At 66.0% G+C, this 18,571-nt stretch carries 17 protein-coding genes and 1 riboswitch; of the genes, 13 read left to right on the top strand and 4 right to left on the bottom strand.

The features are described from left to right. The 13 genes from HYG77_RS02215 (at nt 1) to gcvP (ending at nt 11,796) form a co-directional block, all read left to right on the top strand. Nucleotides 1-441, top strand: coding sequence for an SRPBCC family protein (locus tag HYG77_RS02215; protein WP_208961750.1), 441 nt, complete (start codon nt 1-3; stop codon nt 439-441). 85 nt (nt 442-526) lie between these two features. Next, entirely contained in the window at nt 527-1,144 is a 618-nt protein-coding gene (locus HYG77_RS02210; RefSeq protein ID WP_208961749.1) for a CoA pyrophosphatase, read from the top strand. A 40-nt stretch (nt 1,145-1,184) separates the two neighbouring features. After that, a complete protein-coding gene (locus HYG77_RS02205) occupies nt 1,185-2,219 on the top strand; it encodes an SMP-30/gluconolactonase/LRE family protein (protein WP_208961748.1) in 1,035 nt (344 codons plus the stop codon). A 145-nt stretch (nt 2,220-2,364) separates the two neighbouring features. Continuing rightward, entirely contained in the window at nt 2,365-2,988 is a 624-nt protein-coding gene (locus HYG77_RS02200) for a CDP-alcohol phosphatidyltransferase family protein (protein WP_208961747.1), read from the top strand. Next, a complete protein-coding gene (locus HYG77_RS02195) occupies nt 2,988-3,851 on the top strand; it encodes a DUF881 domain-containing protein (protein WP_208961746.1) in 864 nt (287 codons plus the stop codon). The genes HYG77_RS02200 and HYG77_RS02195 overlap by 1 nt, the downstream gene beginning before the upstream one ends. A gap of 58 nt (nt 3,852-3,909) precedes the next feature. Further along, a complete protein-coding gene (locus tag HYG77_RS02190; protein ID WP_109329476.1) occupies nt 3,910-4,272 on the top strand; it encodes a small basic family protein in 363 nt (120 codons plus the stop codon). Nucleotides 4,273-4,279: 7 nt separating this feature from the next. Further along, nucleotides 4,280-5,023 (top strand): DUF881 domain-containing protein, encoded by a 744-nt coding sequence (locus HYG77_RS02185; protein WP_109329478.1) that lies wholly within the window; start codon nt 4,280-4,282, stop codon nt 5,021-5,023. Between the two features lie 42 nt (nt 5,024-5,065). Beyond that, nucleotides 5,066-5,470, top strand: coding sequence for a glycine cleavage system protein GcvH (gene gcvH / locus HYG77_RS02180; protein WP_109329480.1), 405 nt, complete (start codon nt 5,066-5,068; stop codon nt 5,468-5,470). Nucleotides 5,471-5,784: 314 nt separating this feature from the next. Next, nucleotides 5,785-6,285 carry a glycogen accumulation regulator GarA gene (garA, locus tag HYG77_RS02175; RefSeq protein WP_109335060.1) on the top strand — a complete coding sequence of 167 codons (501 nt, stop codon included), beginning with the start codon at nt 5,785-5,787 and terminating at the stop codon, nt 6,283-6,285. Next, entirely contained in the window at nt 6,282-7,022 is a 741-nt protein-coding gene (locus HYG77_RS02170; RefSeq protein WP_109329482.1) for a MerR family transcriptional regulator, read from the top strand. The genes garA and HYG77_RS02170 overlap by 4 nt, the downstream gene beginning before the upstream one ends. Before the next feature lie 147 nt (nt 7,023-7,169). Beyond that, the gene (locus HYG77_RS02165; protein ID WP_109335061.1) at nt 7,170-7,643 is read left to right on the top strand and encodes a bifunctional nuclease family protein; all 474 of its coding nucleotides are present in this window, start codon (nt 7,170-7,172) and stop codon (nt 7,641-7,643) included. 298 nt (nt 7,644-7,941) lie between these two features. Then, entirely contained in the window at nt 7,942-8,535 is a 594-nt protein-coding gene (locus HYG77_RS02160) for a MerR family transcriptional regulator (protein ID WP_269467599.1), read from the top strand. 112 nt (nt 8,536-8,647) lie between these two features. Continuing rightward, nucleotides 8,648-8,769: riboswitch (glycine riboswitch) on the top strand. Nucleotides 8,770-8,943: 174 nt separating this feature from the next. After that, nucleotides 8,944-11,796, top strand: coding sequence for an aminomethyl-transferring glycine dehydrogenase (gene gcvP / locus HYG77_RS02155; protein WP_208961745.1), 2,853 nt, complete (start codon nt 8,944-8,946; stop codon nt 11,794-11,796). Nucleotides 11,797-11,839: 43 nt separating this feature from the next. Here the strand turns inward: gcvP and HYG77_RS02150 are convergent, their stop codons facing one another. The 4 genes from HYG77_RS02150 to HYG77_RS02135 all read right to left on the bottom strand — a co-directional run bounded on the left by HYG77_RS02150 (nt 11,840) and on the right by HYG77_RS02135 (nt 18,365). Further along, nucleotides 11,840-12,997, bottom strand: a complete 1,158-nt coding sequence (locus HYG77_RS02150) for a metallophosphoesterase (protein ID WP_109329487.1) — start codon at nt 12,995-12,997, stop codon at nt 11,840-11,842. 189 nt (nt 12,998-13,186) lie between these two features. Beyond that, nucleotides 13,187-14,974 carry a substrate-binding domain-containing protein gene (locus HYG77_RS02145; protein WP_208961744.1) on the bottom strand — a complete coding sequence of 596 codons (1,788 nt, stop codon included), beginning with the start codon at nt 14,972-14,974 and terminating at the stop codon, nt 13,187-13,189. Nucleotides 14,975-15,104: 130 nt separating this feature from the next. Continuing rightward, entirely contained in the window at nt 15,105-17,288 is a 2,184-nt protein-coding gene (locus HYG77_RS02140; RefSeq protein WP_208961743.1) for a malate synthase G, read from the bottom strand. A 60-nt stretch (nt 17,289-17,348) separates the two neighbouring features. Further along, nucleotides 17,349-18,365 carry a sulfite exporter TauE/SafE family protein gene (locus HYG77_RS02135; RefSeq protein WP_208961742.1) on the bottom strand — a complete coding sequence of 339 codons (1,017 nt, stop codon included), beginning with the start codon at nt 18,363-18,365 and terminating at the stop codon, nt 17,349-17,351. Nucleotides 18,366-18,571 lie beyond the last annotated feature (206 nt).

Below are 18,571 nucleotides of genomic sequence, written 5' to 3'. Positions count from 1 at the left end.
ATGTCCGGACGATTCGAAGGCACCGTGGTGATCGACCGCCCCATCGAGTACGTGTTCGCCTATCTCGCGGCAGGCGTCAACGACCCGGATTTCAGTCCCCGTGTGCAGAAGATCACGAAGTCCACTGACGGACCACCCGGAGTCGGGACGGTGTTCGTCAGCACCGTGAAGGATGCCGGAATGAGCACCACACGGGAATTCGAGCTGACCGAATTCGAGGCACCGAAAACGATACGGTGGACCGAACGGTCCAAGAACATCGTGACGGCGAAGACAGGCGGCTACGACCTCGAGCCGGCCGGAGCCGGCACGAAAGTCACCATCTACAACGAGCTGGAAGGCCACGGAATCGGCAAGCTGATCGCTCCTCTCGCGCTCCGCGCTGCACGCAAGGACGCGCCGAACCTTGCTCGGCGAATCAAGGCGGCCGCGGAGAAGTGATTCTCCCGTGTGCCGGCCGACCGCGGGACGTACCGAGAGATCCAAACGGCAGGAAATCCCGTGCAGGGGCGGATAGTGTCGGGTGATGGTTGATGCGCCCGTCCTCGACAGAAACCACCTCGCCGACGCGCTCGCACACTTCGAACCGCGGATAGTCGATCCGACCAATCGTCGATCGGCGGCAGTCGTGATCGCTGTGATGAGCGACGGATCGGGCGGGCAGGCCATTCCACTCACCATGCGCCCGACCAAGATGCGAGCGCACCCGGGCCAGTTCGCGTTGCCCGGGGGCGGCGTGGATGCGGGGGAGACCGGGGCGGACGCGGCGCGCCGTGAATTACACGAAGAGCTCGGTCTCGATGTGGAGCCGTCCGCGGTTCTCGGCCGCCTCGACGACTACGTCACCCGCTCCGGCTACGTCATCACACCCTTCGTCGTGTGGTCGGATCGATCGATCACTACTCTCGTTCCCCATCTCGAGGAGGTGGCGGAAGTCTTCGCGGTGGGACTCCCCGAAATCGACACCGAGCCGCGGTTCGTCGACATCCCCGAATCGTCGAAGCCGGTGATCCAATGGCCGTTTCGGCGCCACCTGGTACACGCGCCGACCGGCGCTGTGGTCTACCAATTTCGGGAAGTCGCGCTCCACGGCCGCCATACCCGCATCGACGGGTTCGACCAACCGGTCTTCGCTTGGCGTTAGCCGAATCACGGTGGGGTTGCCGCGACTAGGGTCACACCCTGTGACCATCTTCGAGTCCGTGGCTCGCAGGCTCGACCGCACCGGCGTCGACCCTGTCGTCTGGCATGCTCCCGCACCGCCCACTCCCACAGGTCTTCTCGCGCCCAACCGAGTGCTCGACGATGCCGAGCGATGGCAGTTGCCGTCCGGTGAAGGCCCGGAAGACGTTGCCGTAGATGCCGAGGGACGGGTGATCACCGGGGGCAACGACGGTCGGATCTGGCGGTTCGATATCCACGGGAAGGCTATGCCGATCGCCGACACCGGCGGGCGCCCACTCGGGATCGAGGTGCTGGACGACGGCCGATTTCTCGTGTGTGATGCCGCGCGCGGGGTCCTGCGGGTAGATGACAGTGGGCGCGTCGAGGTGCTGGCCGAATCCGCTGTGGGGCGACCGATCCTGGCGTGCAACAACTCTGCCGTCGGCCGTGACGGGATCGTGTATTTCACCGACTCGTCGGCCCGCTTCACCATCGATGATCATCGGTACGATCTTCTCGAGCACCGGGGGACCGGCCGATTGCTCCGGTTGGACCCGAAGACGGGGGAGACCGATCTCCTCGCAGAGGGGTTGCAGTTCGCCAACGGCGTCGGATTGGCGGCAGACGAATCCTTCGTCCTGGTCGCCGAGACCGGGGCCTATCGTATTTCTCGCGTCGACCTCACGGGCCCGTCTCGGGGGAGCGTGTCGGTATGGGCGGAGAACCTCCCCGGCATTCCCGACAACATGACGTCGCACACGTCTGCCGGTCTGTTCTGGGTCGCGCTCTACAGTCCGCGCATGAGAGTGCTCGACATGCTCGCGCCGTATCCGACGTTACGGATTCTGGCAGCAAATCTGCCCGAAGCGGTGCAGCCCGCGCCGCGGCGTGCCGGCTGGGTGATCGCCCTCGACTCGAACGGCACGATCGTGCATAGTCTGCGCGGTGGTAGAGGAAGCTACTCACCCGTCACCGGCGTCCGGGAGCATGAGGGGTGGCTGTATCTGGGAAGTCTGACCGCGGACTGTGTTGCCCGCGTCCCAGCGCCGCGATGATCGGGACGCGTCCGCACATCGACGAGTGACACGTGGCTGAGGTGGCCCACGGTCGCCTGAAGCCCGGACCCGTTGTGGAAGAGTGGCGAGAGCGTTGCGAGGAGCAGCGCGCGACACTGCGCAATCGAGGGCTGGGGAGACTGTGGTGGATTCGGTGGACCGGGGCATCGTGCGGTCGGACCGCATCGTGACCGTGCCCAACGTCCTCAGTGTCATCCGCTTGATCGGCGTGCCGCTGTTCGTCTATCTCTTGCTCGTCACCCACGCCGACGGGTGGGCGCTGGCCATCCTCATGATCAGTGGATTCACCGACTGGCTCGACGGCAAGCTGGCGCGGGTACTGAATCAGTCCTCGAAGCTGGGTGCGCTCCTCGACCCCTTCGTCGACCGCCTCTACGTCGTGACCACCTTGGTGACTTTTGTGGTGCGTGGGTTCATTCCCTGGTGGGTGGCCGCCATCCTCATCGGGCGTGACGCCGTTCTGGCGCTGACCCTGCTCATCTACCGGCGCCGCGGATTGCCCCCACCGGACGTGATCTATCTGGGTAAGGGTGCAACCTTCCTGCTCATGTTCGCGCTGCCGATGATCCTCGCCGCGCACGTCGACTGGGATTTCGCCCCGGTAGCGCAGCCTGCGGGTGCCGCTCTCCTCATCTGGGGCACAGCGTTGTACCTCTGGACCGGTCTGCTGTACATCGCCAACGCACTCGTCGTGGCACGTACCGTTCCCGTGCGAGCGCCGGGTGGCGACGACCGCGAGGTCCGCTGATGAAACGGATCGACACCGGCGTCCGCCGAAATCCGGTGCCGTCCCTTCTCCGGTCCCTGATGAACGATCACCTGGACCCCGGCTATGAAGGCGCCGCCGAGGATCGCGAACACGGCCATGCGCGGCAGACCCGGTGGGGAAACCGGGTATGGATTTCGCTCGGTGCGCTGCTGATCGGCCTGGTGCTCGCGGTGGCGTACCGCCAGGCCACCGAACGCCTGCCGGGTACCGAACAGGTCCGGGCAGAACTGCTCGGCAAGGTACACGACGCCGAAGCCCGCGTCGGCAGTCTCGAGGACACCCGCGACGGCTTGTCCGTGCGCACGGACGACGCCCGAGCCGCAGCCTTGGCGGGTGATGCCCGTGGAGCCGGCGTCCTCGCGGAGCTGCGCGCCCTCGAGGGTGACGCGGCGGTCGAGGCCGTCCGCGGTCCAGGACTCACCGTGACACTGACCGATCCCGCGGCTCGGCCCAACCTGTCCGACTCGTCGCAGCGCTCGGTGGGGGGAAAGGCTGTGGTGCTCGACCGCGACCTCCAATCAGTCGTCAACTCGCTGTGGGCCAGCGGAGCCGAGGCCGTGGCGGTCGGTGATGTACGGATCGGCCCTACCGTGACGATCCGGCAGGCGGGCGGCGCGATGCTCGTGGACAATCAGCCCGTGTTCTCGCCGTACGTGGTGTCTGCGATCGGACCGCAGAGGCCGATGCAGACGGGATTCGTGGTGAGCGATGCGTACTTGCGAATGTCGAGTATCGCTCAGCTGTACGGCATCGGCTTCTCGGTGGCCGAAGCGGACGAACTCGACCTTCCTGCGGCCCCGGCCCGCGAGGTGCGCTCGGCGCAGGTGGCAGGAACTCGATGAGACGGCGGAGTGACCAGGAACTCGATGAGAGGGCTAGTGACATGGAGGCGGCGCTCGGATGAAGGCAGTGCTCAAGGGTGGATCGGCGCTGTACGGCGTCCTCGCGCTGGTGGTGGGCATCGTGCTCGGAGTGGTGTTCAGCCCTCAGGTGCCCGATGCCGTGCAGCCCTACCTGCCGATCGCCGTGGTGGCGGCGCTCGACGCCGTGTTCGGCGGACTGCGTGCCTACCTGGACGAGATCTTCGATTCGAAGGTGTTCGTCGTCTCGTTCGTGTTCAACGTTCTGGTGGCCGCGCTGATTGTGTGGCTGGGGGATCAACTGGGAGTGGGCACCCAGTTGTCGACCGCGATCGTCGTGGTGCTCGGTATCCGGATCTTCGGCAACGCGGCGGCTCTCCGCCGTCGCCTCTTCGGAGCGTGATCGGGCAATGAGCGGTCACGAGGGCAGACACGAACTCCACCAGGACGAATCGGCGTCGCGCCGGTCCCACGTCGTCTTCGCCGTGCTGGCCGCACTTCTTCTCGGTGGCCTGGGAATCGCGATCGTGACTCAGGTGAAGAACACCGGCTCCGGTGACACGCTCGACTCCGCGAGCCCGGCGGACCTCTTGGTCGTGCTCGATACGCTGAACCAGCGGGAAGCGGCCCTGCGGCAGGAGATCGCTTCCCTCGAGCAGACGCTGGACACTTTACAGCGAAGTGGTAGCTCGGGTGCCGCCCTCGACGAGGCACGCGCACGCCTGACCGCGTTGTCGATCCAAGTGGGGAGCGCACCGGCCACGGGGCCCGGGGTGACGATGAGCATCACCGACCCAGGGAAAGGGGTGGGCTCCGAAGTGCTCCTCGACCTCGTGCAGGAGTTGCGGGCGGCGGGTGCCGAGGCCATCTCACTGCAAGGCACGCAGGGTGCTCCCATCCGGATCGGCGTCGACTCCTGGGTGTCGGGGTCTGCAGGCGATCTGTCGATAGACGGTCAGCGCGTGACCGCGCCGTACAGCGTTGTCGCGATCGGGGATCCACCCACCCTCGCGGCCGCGCTCAACATCCCCGGCGGGGTGGTCGACACCGTCGCGCGCAGCGGTGGACAGCTCGAGATCGAACAATCACAGCAGGTCACGATCTCCGCCTTGCGAGAGTCGAAACCTCGCCAATACGCTCAGCCCGGAAATTGATCTTCGCATCCGCCCGCGGATTGCCATCGAAAGGACGCCACTGTGAGTGAGCTCGAAATTCCCGCCGATCGTCGGTACACAGCCGAACACGAGTGGGTCGAGCGGACCGGAGCCACGACGGTACGGATCGGCATCACCGATTTCGCGCAGTCCCAGCTCGGTGACGTGGTGTTCGTTCAGCTGCCCGCTGTCGACGACGAGGTGACTGCGGGCGAATCGCTCGGCGAAGTGGAATCCACCAAGAGTGTGTCCGACATCTTCGCGCCCCTCACGGCGAAAGTCGTTGCCGCAAATGCTGATCTGGACGGCAACCCGGAACTCGTGAACTCGGCGCCGTACGCGCAGGGCTGGCTCGTCGATCTCGGGGTCGACGACGAGGCGACGCTCGACGCCGCCCTCGCGGAGATGTTGGATGCGGCAGCCTATGCGGACATCACCGCAGGCTGATCTCGGCGGGCCGAGGAAGCGGCGTTCCGCCGCCTCCGGGAACGCGGCGGCCCGCGTCTCGGTCACGACGGGTCGTTCCGGCGGCGTATTACCGGTTCGTAATGTGCTGGCGGCCTGTCTTACTACACGCACCGGCGCGCGCAGGGTACGGTCGAGGTGAACGCATGTGCCGTGTCGGGGCGCAGGTCCGTAGTTTGACTGTGGTTGTGGCAGTGCACGGAAGATAATGTGCACAAATATCGAATTATGTAGAACCGAGTGGCATTGCGTAGTCCAGCGAATCTTGCTGGATGATCGAACTAGGAGGAGAAACGGTGAGCGAGAACGGCAATGACGCGGTTTATGGGGAGTCCCCGGCGGAAACGACGTCGGTCTTCCGCGCGGACTTCCTCAACGAGCTCGACACCTCCTCGGCAACCCAGGCGCCGGAGGCTCCGGTGTCGGGTGTGGAGGGACTGCCAGCAGGTTCCGCTCTGCTCGTCGTCAAGCGCGGACCCAACGCGGGTTCACGCTTCCTGCTCGACCAGCCGACGACCTCTGCAGGGCGCCATCCCGACAGCGACATCTTCCTCGACGACGTGACGGTCAGCCGTCGTCATGCGGAGTTCCGCCAGGAGGACGACGAATTCCAGGTCGTCGACGTGGGAAGCCTCAACGGCACGTACGTCAACCGGGAACCGGTCGACTCCGCGGTGCTGGCCAATGGTGACGAGGTCCAGATCGGGAAGTTCCGACTGGTGTTCCTGACGGGTCCGCGGACCACCGCGGGTGGTTCGCAGATCGGTGAGACGTCAGCTGGTGCGGGTAGCCAATGACCGCGGTGCGGCAGCAGCAGGCGCAATCGGGAATGTCGATCGGCTCGGTGCTGGATCGACTGCGGCCCGATTTCCCTGATGTGACGATCTCGAAGATCCGATTCCTCGAAGCCGAGGGTCTCATCAGCCCCCAGCGGACTCCGTCGGGTTATCGGCGCTTCTCGATCGCCGACTGCGAACGTCTGCGCTACGTCCTCACTGCGCAGCGAGACCAGTATCTGCCGCTGAAGGTCATCAAAGAGCAGCTCGAGGCCATCGACAGAGGTGTGGCCACGGTCGGTGCCGGCGACTCGTCGCCGCGCCGGCCGCGGGCGCTCACCGTCGCTCCGGGTGAGGTGTCACCCGAGGAGTTTCTCACCGATCGGGAAGTCCGGATCAGCCGCGACGACCTCATGTCCCGGGCAGGCATCGACGAGAAATTCCTCGTGGAACTCACCCGAGGAGGTCTCGTCGTGCCCGGCCCGGCCGGCTTCTTCGACGAGGATGCCGTGACGCTTGCACGCACAGCGCGGGCGATGTCCGAGTTCGGCCTCGAAGTGCGGCACCTGCGGGCATTCAAGCTCGCCGCCGACCGTGAGGCGGGGCTGGTGGCCCAGATAGCCGGGCCGGTGGCCAAGGGACGTGACGCGGGTGCCCGCGACCGCGCCGAGGAAATGGTGCGGGAACTGGCGGCGTTGTCGCTGACTCTGCATACGTGTCTGGTGAAGTCTGCTGTGCGCGGTGCCCTGGACCGGTAAGTCGTTGCCAGGCACGCCTCTGACGGGGAACTTCTCAACGACGCTGCGCTCGAACGGTTGTACGGTCGACAGCGGACACGAATCGAATAGAATCCTGGTAGGCACGGTGTGCCGCGTATGGACCATTGCAGGGTGGAGGCAGACGCGATGAGCGAAATGCACGTGATCGGAGTTCGTGTCGAGCAGCCTCAGAGCCAGCCTGTTCTGCTGCTGCGCGAAACTGACGGCGACCGGTACCTCCCCATTTGGATCGGGCAGACCGAGGCCACCGCAATCGCACTCGAACAACAGGGTGTCGAGCCTGCGCGGCCTCTCACACATGATCTGATCAAGAATCTGATCGAGGCCCTCGGCCGCACCCTCAAAGAAGTGCGCATCGTCGAACTCCGCGAAGGCACGTTCTACGCCGATCTCGTGTTCGATCAGAACACTCGTGTTTCCGCCCGGCCCTCCGACTCGATCGCCATCGCGTTGCGTATCGGAGTCCCCATTTTCGCCGAGGAGTCGGTTCTGTCGGAGGCGGGACTCGTCATGCCGGACGAGCGTGAAGACGAGGTCGAGAAGTTCAAAGAGTTCCTCGAATCCGTCTCGCCGGACGACTTCAAGGCCACCGACGGCTAGGGCTCCTGTTCGCCCAGTAACGGTTGAGGTTCTTCCGGCGCGTTGCGTTGACCCTGACTGCTCGGAGTCATAGCGTTCGGTGCAGTGATTTTCTGCCTTGCAGATTCGATCGGGCGTACGCTGAGTAGGTTCAGGGTATGGATGTGCTCGGTGTCACTGGTGGCGACTACGCCGCCCGAGTGCTGTGGTGCATGCGCCGCGGCTACTGGCGACGCGTGTCACAGGCGCACTGATCGTCGGGTTCAGTGCAACATGCGAGAGGGAGTAGTCAGTGGGAGATCGGCCGCAGGAGAATCCGCTGAATCTTGCGCCCGGCGACAACGTTGCCGAGCCAGAGTTCAGCTCCGAAGAGATCCAGCCGGGCCTCTTCCCCGACGATTCCGTGCCTGACGACCTCGTCGGATACCGCGTCCCCATCGCCTGCCAGATCGCCGGAATTACCTACCGGCAGCTCGACTACTGGGCGCGGACGTCACTGGTGGTGCCGTCCATCCGTGGGGCGGCCGGCTCGGGGAGCCAGCGCCTGTACTCGTTCAAAGACATCCTCGTTCTCAAGATCGTCAAGCGCCTGCTCGATACCGGAATATCCTTGCAGAACATTCGTGTGGCCGTCGACCATCTGCGTAAGCGTGGGGTGCGCGACTTGGCCAAGATCACACTTTTCTCCGACGGCACCACTGTCTACGAGTGCACGTCCGCGGAAGAGGTTGTCGATTTATTGCAGGGTGGCCAGGGCGTGTTCGGTATCGCCGTGAGCGGTGCCATGCGTGAGCTCACTGGCACCATCGCAGACTTCCCGGCGGAGCGTGCCGATGGCGGCGCACTCGAGCAGAGTCCCGAAGACGAACTGGCGTCCCGGCGGAAGACTCGCGCAAGTCGTAAGACGGGCTGAGTTCTCGTCGGGCAGACAAGGTGCCGGTGACGCCCGGCCTGTGTTCCGCCGCACAAATGCGGGACATGGGCGTGCGTGAACTGGTCGCCGGTGACATAGACTGACGGTGCGTCGACGCCGTGCGGGAGAGTTCCGGGTACTGCATGCACAGAAAATCGTGTGTGGAGGACCCGGACGCCGAAGGAGCAGCACCTCCCCGTCAATCTCTCAGGCACACAGGACCGTGCGGGCTCCGACGTCTCTGGAAAGCGGTGGGAGCACCCACCCGCCCACGGGGAAAGGGCCCGTCCACTGCTGGACGCCGGTACCGAATCTCTCAGGCGCTCGAACGCGAGCAGGCGACAGAGGGGGAGGGACGCACCGCTGCGCGGGGCGGGTCCTGGTCCTCCGAACTGCTTGGGAGTTGTCGTGATCGACGCTGGAAGCCGTACATTCGCCGACCGCCATGTCGGCCCGAACGCGGCGGAACTCGCGCACATCCTCGACGTCGTGGGTGCCGGATCCCTGGACGACCTGGCGTCGAAGGCGGTCCCGGCCGCCATTCTCGACGGCGTCGCGAATGGTGTGGCCGACGGGCTCGACGCTCTGCCTGCCCCGGTGTCCGAGCACGAGGCTCTCGCCGAACTTTCTGCACTCGCCGCCCAGAACACCGTGGCGACCACGATGATCGGACTCGGGTACTACGACACCCTGACGCCTTCGGTTCTGCTCCGGAACATCATCGAGAATCCTGCGTGGTACACCGCCTACACCCCGTACCAGCCGGAGATCAGCCAAGGGCGTCTCGAGGCTCTTCTGAACTTTCAGACGATGGTGGCCGATCTCACCGGTATGGAGGTCGCGAATTCGTCAATGCTCGACGAGGCGACCGCAGCCGCTGAGGCCATGACACTCCTGCGGCGCGCGAACAAGTCCAAGTCGCCGCGGTTCGTGGTGGATGCCGATCTGTACCCGCAGACCCTCGCCGTGGTCGAGACCCGGGCCGAGCCTCTCGGTATCGACATCGTCGTCGCTGATCTGTCTGCCGGGCTGCCCGACGGTGACTTCTTCGGTGTCCTCGCTCAACTGCCGGGCGCGTCCGGCCGCGTCGTCGACTACACCGACGTCATCGTCGAGGCTCACGAGCGCGGCGCCCTCGTCGCGCTCGGCGCCGACCTCCTGGCCCTCACCCTGATCACGCCGCCCGGCGACATCGGCGCGGACGCCTGCTTCGGCACCACTCAGCGGTTCGGTGTCCCCATGGGGTTCGGCGGCCCGCACGCCGGGTACCTTGCCGTGCACACCAAGCATGCCCGCCAGCTACCCGGCCGCCTCGTCGGCGTGTCCGTGGACGCCGATGGTGACAAGGCGTATCGACTGGCTTTGCAGACCCGTGAACAGCACATTCGCCGGGAGAAGGCCACGTCGAACATCTGCACCGCCCAGGTGCTCCTTGCCGTTCTCGCGGCCATGTACGCGAGCTATCACGGTGCGGAAGGCCTGAAGGCGATCGCGGAGCGCGTCGCGAATGCTGCGCACTCGCTCGCCGCCGCCCTCCGCAAGGCTGGGGTGACCGTGGTGCACGAGCACTTCTTCGACACCGTCCTCGTTCGCGTCGAGGGGCAGGCGTCGGCAGTCGTGGCCAAAGCTAAGGAGTCGGGAATCAACCTCCGCTTCGTCGATGCCGATCACGTCGGCATCGCCTGTGACGAAGCGACGACCCCAGCACACCTCGAGAGCGTTCTAGCGGCATTCGGCGGTGCCGGTGCGGTCGGCGTCGAACCGGGCACCGCGGTGCCCCACCCTCAGCGCCGCGGCTCCGACTATCTCCAGCACGAGGCATTCACGCGGTATCGCACCGAAACCGGGATGCTGCGGTATCTGCGAGCGTTGTCGGACAAGGACATCGCACTCGACCGCAGCATGATCCCGTTGGGTTCGTGCACCATGAAGCTCAACGCGACCGCCGAAATGGAAGCAATCACCTGGCCGGCGTTCGCCCGACTGCACCCGTTCGCACCCACCGGCGACGCGCCGGGGATTCTCCGCATCATCGAGGACCTCGAGAACTGGCTCGTGGCCGTGACCGGTTACGACGCGGTCAGCCTGCAGCCGAATGCCGGCAGCCAGGGCGAGTACGCGGGACTCCTGGCGATCCGCAACTATCACCTGAGCCGCGGCGACGACCACCGCGACACCTGCCTGATTCCCTCGAGCGCCCACGGCACCAACGCGGCGTCCGCCGTCATGGCCGGTATGCGCGTGGAAGTGGTGGCCTGCCGACCCAACGGTGACGTCGATCTCGACGACCTGCGAGCGAAAATTGCCGACCATGCCGAGCGACTCGCCGCGATCATGATCACCTACCCGTCCACCCACGGCGTGTACGAGCACGAGATCGCCGACATCTGCGCTGCCGTCCACGACGCCGGAGGCCAGGTCTACGTGGACGGCGCCAACCTCAACGCCCTCGTCGGGCTGGCCCGACCCGGTCGGTTCGGCGGCGACGTCAGTCACCTGAACCTGCACAAGACGTTCTGCATCCCGCACGGCGGCGGTGGCCCCGGTGTCGGACCCATCGGCGTGCGCTCCCACCTGACGCCGTTCCTGCCCGGGCACCCGCTGGCGCCGGAACTCGGCACTGCCGGACCGATTTCTGCGGCACCCTATGGAAGCGCCTCCATCCTGCCCATCACGTGGGCCTACATTCGGATGATGGGCGCGGTCGGACTCCGCCGGGCCAGCCTGACGGCCATCGCCTCGGCCAACTACATCGCACGCCGCCTCGACGAGTACTTTCCCGTCCTCTACACGGGCGAGGGTGGAATGGTGGCCCACGAATGCATTCTCGACCTGCGTCCGATCACCAAGGACACCGGTGTCACTGTGGACGATGTGGCAAAGCGTCTCGCTGACTACGGTTTCCACGCCCCGACGATGAGCTTCCCGGTAGCCGGGACACTGATGGTCGAGCCCACCGAGAGTGAGAACCTCGAGGAGATCGACGCCTTCTGTGAGGCGATGATCGCGATCCGTGCCGAAATCGACCGGGTAGGGGCAGGCGAGTGGCCGGTCGACGACAATCCGCTGCGCGGAGCCCCGCACACGGCGGGCTGCCTCGTTGCCGAGTGGAACCACCCGTACTCGCGAGAGGTCGCTGTCTTCCCCCGCGGCAAGGCTCGGCCGAAGGTGTGGCCTGCCGTGCGTCGCATCGACGGAGCGCACGGTGACCGCAATCTCGTATGCTCCTGCCCGCCGATCTCGGCATTCGAAGGGGCCTGACGGCTGGGCCCGCCCTGCTCACCCGGGGCGGGCCCGGATCGGGTCAGTCGGCGCGCACCAGTTCGAGGATTGTGATCTCCGGCGGTGCGGCGACGCGTACGGGCGGGCCCCAGGCGCCGACTCCGCGCGTGGTGTAGAGAACCGTGTTCCCGATCCGGTCCAGACCCGTCACCGAAGGTTGCTGCAGCGGCACGAGATAGCGGAGCGGCCACATCTGCCCGCCGTGCGTATGCCCCGACAGCTGAAGGTCCACACCCAGATCCGAGGCCTCCAGCGCCTGCCGTGGTTCGTGGGCGAGCAGCATCACGAATGTCGACGGATCACGTCCCGCGAGGGCTGCAGACAGGTCGGGCTCGTAGGGCGCCGGCGACGAGTAATCGTGAATGCCTGCGATGTCGATCGTTGCTTCGCCGCGGCGGAGAGCCACACGTTGGTTCCGGAGGGTGGCGATGCCCAGACGTTCCCAGACATCCAGCCAGCGGCCGCCGTCGTCGGCGTAGAACTCGTGGTTTCCGCTGACACCGAAAATCCCCATCGGTGCGCGAAGATCCGCGAGGGGTTCGAGGTCGGGCGCCACCTTGGACACCGTTCCGTCCACCAGGTCTCCCACAATCGCCACCAGGTCGGGTTTCTGCGCGTTGATCACATCCACGACCTCCCGAGTGAAGCCCACTCCTCGTGCGGGACCCACGTGGAGATCGGACACGAGGGCGACGCGCACACCCTCGAACTCGGGAGGAAGGCGCCGTAGCGGGACACGGACGCGTACCACCCTCGGGCGGGCGGCCTCGGCGACCCCGTATCCGGCGGCCACGACGGCGCCAACCGCGACAACCGACGTCGCGAGACGCAGGGTGCGGCGCCGGGACAGGTCGACCTGATCGGCACTCTCGCCCCTGTGGCGCAACCGCGCGACAACGCGAACGACCAGCGAACCGATCGCAACCAGGAGCAGGCCCAGCACCAGATACAGCAGTGCTCCGAGCCACGCCCATCCCACGAAACCGGGAGGTCGCGCCCATCCGGTGTCGAATACCTCACCGCTGCCGGCGCCGATCACGGCAAGAACCCACAGGACGACGAGGACGACATCGACGACGACGGACCACGGCCGGGTCAGGCCCGTGGCCCGCACGAGCCGCCGGTGAAGCCACCAGGTGAGCAGGGCCAGGACGACGCCGAAGACAACGACCCTCGTCATCGGACGTCCGCGGGGGAAGCGGCCCGCTGTGACACGGGTACGAGCGGGTGAGGGAGTCGAGTCTCCGGATACATGGCAGTGCTTTCTGTCACGGTGTCGTCGCACCCGTCGACGACGTCAGCGGGGTCCTTACGAGGTGATGTTCCGGTGCGGTCGGGCGCCGATGCCCGTCTCCCGGTGCGGGAAGAGTCAAGACAACAACTTGCCGATGGCAGTGGCCAAAGCGGGTCCGTCCGAGGAGGGGACCTTTTCGAGCGATCCGCCGGTGCGATCGGCGACGGCCTGAAGGGTATTGAGATCAGAGTTCTGTCCGATGGTCACGACGTCGATGCGAACAGGCTTGGACGGATCGCCCGCGGCGGAGAGGGACGCCAACAGATCGGCGCGGGTGAGCGAACCGTCGTCGTTGGCACCGTCGGTCAGGAGCAGCACCGAGTTCGTGCGTCCCGGGGTGTATCCGGCGACCGCGCTCTTGTACGCCGCCTCGAGCGAGGCGTAGGTGGCCGTGCCGGCGGCCGGGACGGCCTTCGCCAGCCGGGCACCCAGGGCTTGCCTGCGGCTTCCCTCGATGAAACCACCGGCCGAGAGCGGGCCGGTGGCAACCACCGTCGTGTAGGGGCGGGTTCCGTCGAGGTTGGTGCTGTATTCCCACAACCCCAGGCTCGAGGCGTCCGGCGAGCGGCTGACCTGGGCCGCCAGAGCCGCAGTCGTATTCGTCAAGCGTGAGGTGGGTCCCTCGCCGGCACCCATCGAACTCGACACGTCGAGCAGAATTGTCGACGTCCGTTCGGTGACGGGATTGCGGATGACCCCCATCATCGCTTCGGTGGCCGCGGAATCCGCGGGCAACAGCGTGGTGGGGAAGCCGGGGAACGTCAAGGCTGTGTCGTCCGGCCTGCCAAGTCCCTCCACCCTGAAGCCCGCATCAGCGAGCACCTGACCCTGCTCCGGCTCGCGAAGAAACTCCGTGAACTGGGCAGCGGCCCGGCTCTGCGTCTCGTCGACAGCGGGCCCAGACAAGATGGCCGCCGGATGATCCGCTACCGGGGTCGCGCCCTTCGGCAGGAAAGTGGTGACATCGGAGCCGGGGGCCTCGCGCAGCGCCCGGTAAACCTGCTGTTCGGTGACCGGCACCGCGTGAATGCCCTCCATGGACGGGTCGTCCGCGTCGGCGAGGAGGGTGAGGGCCTCGCGCGTCGTCGCCGGCTTCGCGCCGGGCAGTGCTTGATACCCGAGCGCCAGCCCGGTGAGCGCGGAGGTGACCTGGGTCGATCCGGCCTGCTCGGCGGTGATCGGGCCGGCAGAATCGCCGGCAACGGAGGCGGCGACGGCTTCGACCGCCAATTCTGTACTGCCGGAGCCGGATCCGACGGGTAGCGCCAATCCCAGGCTTCCCCACTCGGAGAGCCCGAGGGTCGCCAATGACCCTCGCCCTGTCTGCAGCGACGGCAGATCTTTCCACTCGACGGCAGCGGTGGTCAGGGCGTTCTCGAACTCGGCTCGGACGGCGAGCACCACGGGGCTCGCGGCAAGGGGACGAGCCTCGCCGTTGACGACGGCGGGCGGCACCTGACGGACCCAATGTGAACTGGACGGAATCCACAATGCAGGACGCGGGCCGAGAAGCTTGTCGTCCCACGCGCCGTCCGGTCCTGTGATCAGGGCATCGCGCACCTCGCTGGAGTCGACCGGCGTGACGGTGACGGAGATGCAGTGATCACGGATGACGGGGGAGGTGGCGGTGAAGCGGTCCGCGAGAGTCCGGATGTCTGCCGCGATGTCCGGGTCGGCTGCGACACCGAGCACACTGTCACCCTCGACACACGCGCCGGCCGCTGCGGCACCCTGATCTTTGATTCGGTCAGCCAGCTGGAACCAGCCGAACACCCCAACGACGATCACCACGACGAGACCGAGCGCGATCAGGGGTCCCTTACTGATACCCCTGGCGCCCTTTCCGCCGCGATGATTTCCCACGTGGTTACCTGTTTCTGTCGGTTGAGTCGATCGAAGTCGACTTCCGCAGTGTAGTGAAGCGCGGAGCGGAAGCCGGAAAAGCGGCCCCCGTCACCAGGTGATGACGGGGGCCGCTGACCGTGCGCAGTGCTCAGGCGTTGGCGGCCTTGTACTCGCGACGACGGCGGTGCAGGATCGGTTCCGTGTAACCGCTGGGCTGCTTGCCGCCTTCGAGGATCAGTTCCTTCGCCGCCTGGAATGCGATGCTGTCATCGAAGTTCGGCGCCATCGGGCGGTACGTCACATCGGCCTCGTTCTGGCGGTCGACAACCGGTGCCATCCGCTCGAGGCTGGCGACGACGTCGTCCTCGGTGACGATGTCGTGGCGCAGCCAGTTCGCGAGGAGCTGGCTGGAGATCCGCAGCGTGGCACGGTCCTCCATCAAGGCGACGTCGTGGATATCGGGCACTTTCGAGCAGCCGACGCCGGCGGTGATCCAGCGGACGACGTAACCGAGGATGGACTGGCAGTTGTTGTCCAGTTCCTCCTTCTTCTCTGCCTCGGACCAGTCGGTGCTCGGGGCGAGAGGAATCGTCAGGATGTCGCCGAGGGTGGCCCGCGGCTTGCCCTTCAGTTCGTCCTGAACAGCGAAGACGTCGACCTGGTGGTAATGGGTGGCGTGCAGGGTGGCGCCGGTGGGGGACGGAACCCACGCGGTGTTCGCGCCGGCCTGTGGGTGACCGATCTTCTGCTCGAGCATCTCGGCCATCAGCTCGGTCATGGCCCACATGCCCTTGCCGATCTGGGCCTTACCCTGCAGTCCGGCGGCCAGACCGGTGTCGACGTTCCAGTCCTCGTAGGCAGCGATCCACTTCTGCTTCTTCATCTCGGCCTTGCGGACCATCGGTCCGGCCTCCATCGAGGTGTGAATTTCGTCGCCGGTGCGGTCGAGGAATCCGGTGTTGATGAACACCACCCGCTCCGACGCCTCCTTGATGCAGGCGGCCAGGTTGACCGTGGTGCGGCGCTCTTCATCCATGATCCCCACCTTGAGGGTGTTGGCGGGCAGCCCGAGGACTTCCTCGACACGGCTGAAGAGTTCGGTGGTGAACGCGACTTCCTCGGGACCGTGCTGTTTGGGTTTGACGATGTAGATGGAACCGGTCCGGCTGTTGTCGAGGGGGCCGTTGGCCTCGCTGATGGACAGTCCGTGGACCGCGCAGAGGCTGGTGACGAGGGCGTCGAGGATGCCCTCGGGCACTTCGTTGCCGTCCGAGTCGAGCACTGCCGGGTTGGTCATCAAGTGACCGACGTTGCGCACGAACAGCAGCGACCGTCCGTGCAGCGAGAGTTCGCTGCCGTCGGGTGCGGTGTAGGTGCGGTCGGCGTTGAGCTTACGTGTGAAGGACTTTCCGCCCTTGGCGATCTCCTCGACCAGGTCGCCGCGGTTGAGGCCGAGCCAGTTCCGGTAACCGATCACCTTGTCGTCCGCGTCGACCGCGGCAACCGAGTCTTCGAAGTCCATGATCGTGGTGACCGCGGACTCCAGGACGACGTCCTTGACACCGGCGGCGTCGGTCTTGCCGATCGGGGACTCGGCGTCGATCTGGATCTCGGCGTGCAATCCGTTGTTGCGGAGCAGAACGCTCGTGGGGGAGTCCTTCTCACCGAGGTAGCCGACGAACTTCTCCGGCTGCGCGAGAGTCGTGATGTTGCCGCCGTCGAGTTCGACCTTCAGCTCCGCCCCGTCGACGAAGTACCGGGTGGAGTCGGCGTGCGACCCGGACGCCAGGGGTGCCGCGGTGTCGAGGAACTGGCGAGCCCACGCAATCACCTTGTCGCCACGGACCTTGTTGTACCCGCTGCCCTTCTCCGCGCCGCCTTCCTCGGGGATGGCGTTGGTTCCGTAGAGGGCGTCGTACAGCGATCCCCACCGCGCGTTCGAGGCGTTGAGGGCGAACCGAGCGTTCAGAATGGGCACGACCAGCTGCGGGCCTGCCGTCGACGTGATCTCGGTGTCGACGTTCGCGGTCGAGACCTCGAACGGTTCCGGAGCGGGAACCAGGTAACCGATCTCCTCGAGAAATTCCTTGTACTCCGCCGCGTCGATGGGCTTGCCGGCGCGGTCACGGTGCCACCCATCGATGCGGGACTGCAGTTCGTCACGCTTCGCGAGGAGGTCCCGGTTCTTCGGGGCGAGGTCGTGAACAACCTTGTCGGCGCCGGCCCAGAAGGCGTCGACATCGACTCCGGTTCCGGGAAGAGCTTCATTCCCGACGAAGTCGTAGAGAACCTTGGCGACCTGAAGACCGCCGACCTGAACACGCTCAGTCATGAATAGCCTCACTCTTCCGCTATCGGAGCACCGGACGGGTGCCATGAATCGCGACCAATGTTACCTGGGAGTAAAGGCGTGGGGCCGACTACGTCCGGCCTGCCGGATGCGTTCAGACCTTCCCGCCGGTGGAAGGCTCGAAGACCGGGGTTCCGGCAGTGTGGACAACTCGTGCCCGGTGCCGAAACGCTGCAAGTCGCCCGCGGCCTCGGCTGCGCTGAGGCGCGAGCGGCGCCATGCGACCACCAGCAGTCCCGCCCACAACCCGACGAGCAGGACACAGCCGAATGCCGACAGCACTCCGCTCACGTCGAACGTCGAAAAGAGCTTCTGTGCGTTGGTGATCACGATGATCCCCCCGACACCGGTCCCGAGCAGCGTCGCCGGGACTCGGCTCACCAGCCACGCTGCCAGGGGTGCAGCGAGGACTCCGCCCAGCGCCAGTCCGGCGATGATCAGCAGGTTGTCGAAGAAGGCGCTACCGAGGCCGAAGATGAAGCCGAGACTGGCCGCACCGGACACCAGGAACTCCGAGGCGCTGACAGATCCGATGACGGTCCGCGGTGCAGTTTTGCCGCGGGAGAGCAGGGTGCTCGACGTGATCGGACCCCAACCACCGCCACCGCTGGCGTCGATGAATCCACCGAACAAACCCAGCGGCGAAAGAAAAGCGGCCGTATGAGGGGAGGTTCGGGCGCCGTCGACTACCGGCGGCCGGATCGAGAACCGGAGCAGCACATAGATTCCGATGGCCAGCAGAATGGTGGCTGTCACGGGGGCCGCCGCTGCGGTCGACAAGCGGGACAGGACGACGGCACCGAAAAAGGACCCGATCGCGCCGGGCACGCCGAGTCGCAGGACGAGCGACCAGTCGATGTTGCGGAATCGCCAATGCGCCGCCCCCGAAGCGAGGGTCGTGCCGACCTCCGCGAAGTGGACGGCAGCGCTCGCCTGCGCCGGCCCGACCCCACTGACGACGAGCAGGGTCGTGGCGGTCACACCGAAAGCCATCCCGAGCGCTCCGTCTACCAGTTGGGCACCCACGCCGACCAGCGTGAAGATCAAGAGCTTGAACATCGGGACTCCGAGCGGGGAAGCGAACGTCAGGGCAGTGAAAGACCGGCCCGAAGGCCGGTCAGCAACATCCCTGATCGAAAGCATGACCCCGGCGCGACGGCCAGAACGGCATGAGAGCGAGCACGGCCGCGGGGCCTGCCATCGCGCTCGAGCCGTTCATGGACACTCCGTATGCCGTGAGAGGAGGCGCGGAGTACCCGCGCACG

It is taken from the genome of Rhodococcus sp. ZPP, from assembly GCF_017656075.1.
GTDB lineage: Bacteria > Actinomycetota > Actinomycetes > Mycobacteriales > Mycobacteriaceae > Rhodococcus_F > Rhodococcus_F oxybenzonivorans.
This window is presented reverse-complemented; position numbering and strand designations above follow the sequence as displayed.

What these genes read in the sequence shown, in the direction of transcription:
- HYG77_RS02215 (WP_208961750.1), top strand. Translation starts at nt 1, where the DNA reads ATGTCCGGACGATTCGAAGGCACCGTGGTGATCGACCGCCCCATCGAG.
- HYG77_RS02210 (WP_208961749.1), top strand. Translation starts at nt 527, where the DNA reads ATGGTTGATGCGCCCGTCCTCGACAGAAACCACCTCGCCGACGCGCTC.
- HYG77_RS02195 (WP_208961746.1), top strand. Translation starts at nt 2,988, where the DNA reads ATGAAACGGATCGACACCGGCGTCCGCCGAAATCCGGTGCCGTCCCTT.
- HYG77_RS02190 (WP_109329476.1), top strand. Translation starts at nt 3,910, where the DNA reads ATGAAGGCAGTGCTCAAGGGTGGATCGGCGCTGTACGGCGTCCTCGCG.
- HYG77_RS02185 (WP_109329478.1), top strand. Translation starts at nt 4,280, where the DNA reads ATGAGCGGTCACGAGGGCAGACACGAACTCCACCAGGACGAATCGGCG.
- HYG77_RS02170 (WP_109329482.1), top strand. Translation starts at nt 6,282, where the DNA reads ATGACCGCGGTGCGGCAGCAGCAGGCGCAATCGGGAATGTCGATCGGC.
- HYG77_RS02165 (WP_109335061.1), top strand. Translation starts at nt 7,170, where the DNA reads ATGAGCGAAATGCACGTGATCGGAGTTCGTGTCGAGCAGCCTCAGAGC.
- HYG77_RS02150 (WP_109329487.1), bottom strand. Translation starts at nt 12,997, where the DNA reads ATGACGAGGGTCGTTGTCTTCGGCGTCGTCCTGGCCCTGCTCACCTGG.
- HYG77_RS02140 (WP_208961743.1), bottom strand. Translation starts at nt 17,288, where the DNA reads ATGACTGAGCGTGTTCAGGTCGGCGGTCTTCAGGTCGCCAAGGTTCTC.
- HYG77_RS02135 (WP_208961742.1), bottom strand. Translation starts at nt 18,365, where the DNA reads ATGTTCAAGCTCTTGATCTTCACGCTGGTCGGCGTGGGTGCCCAACTG.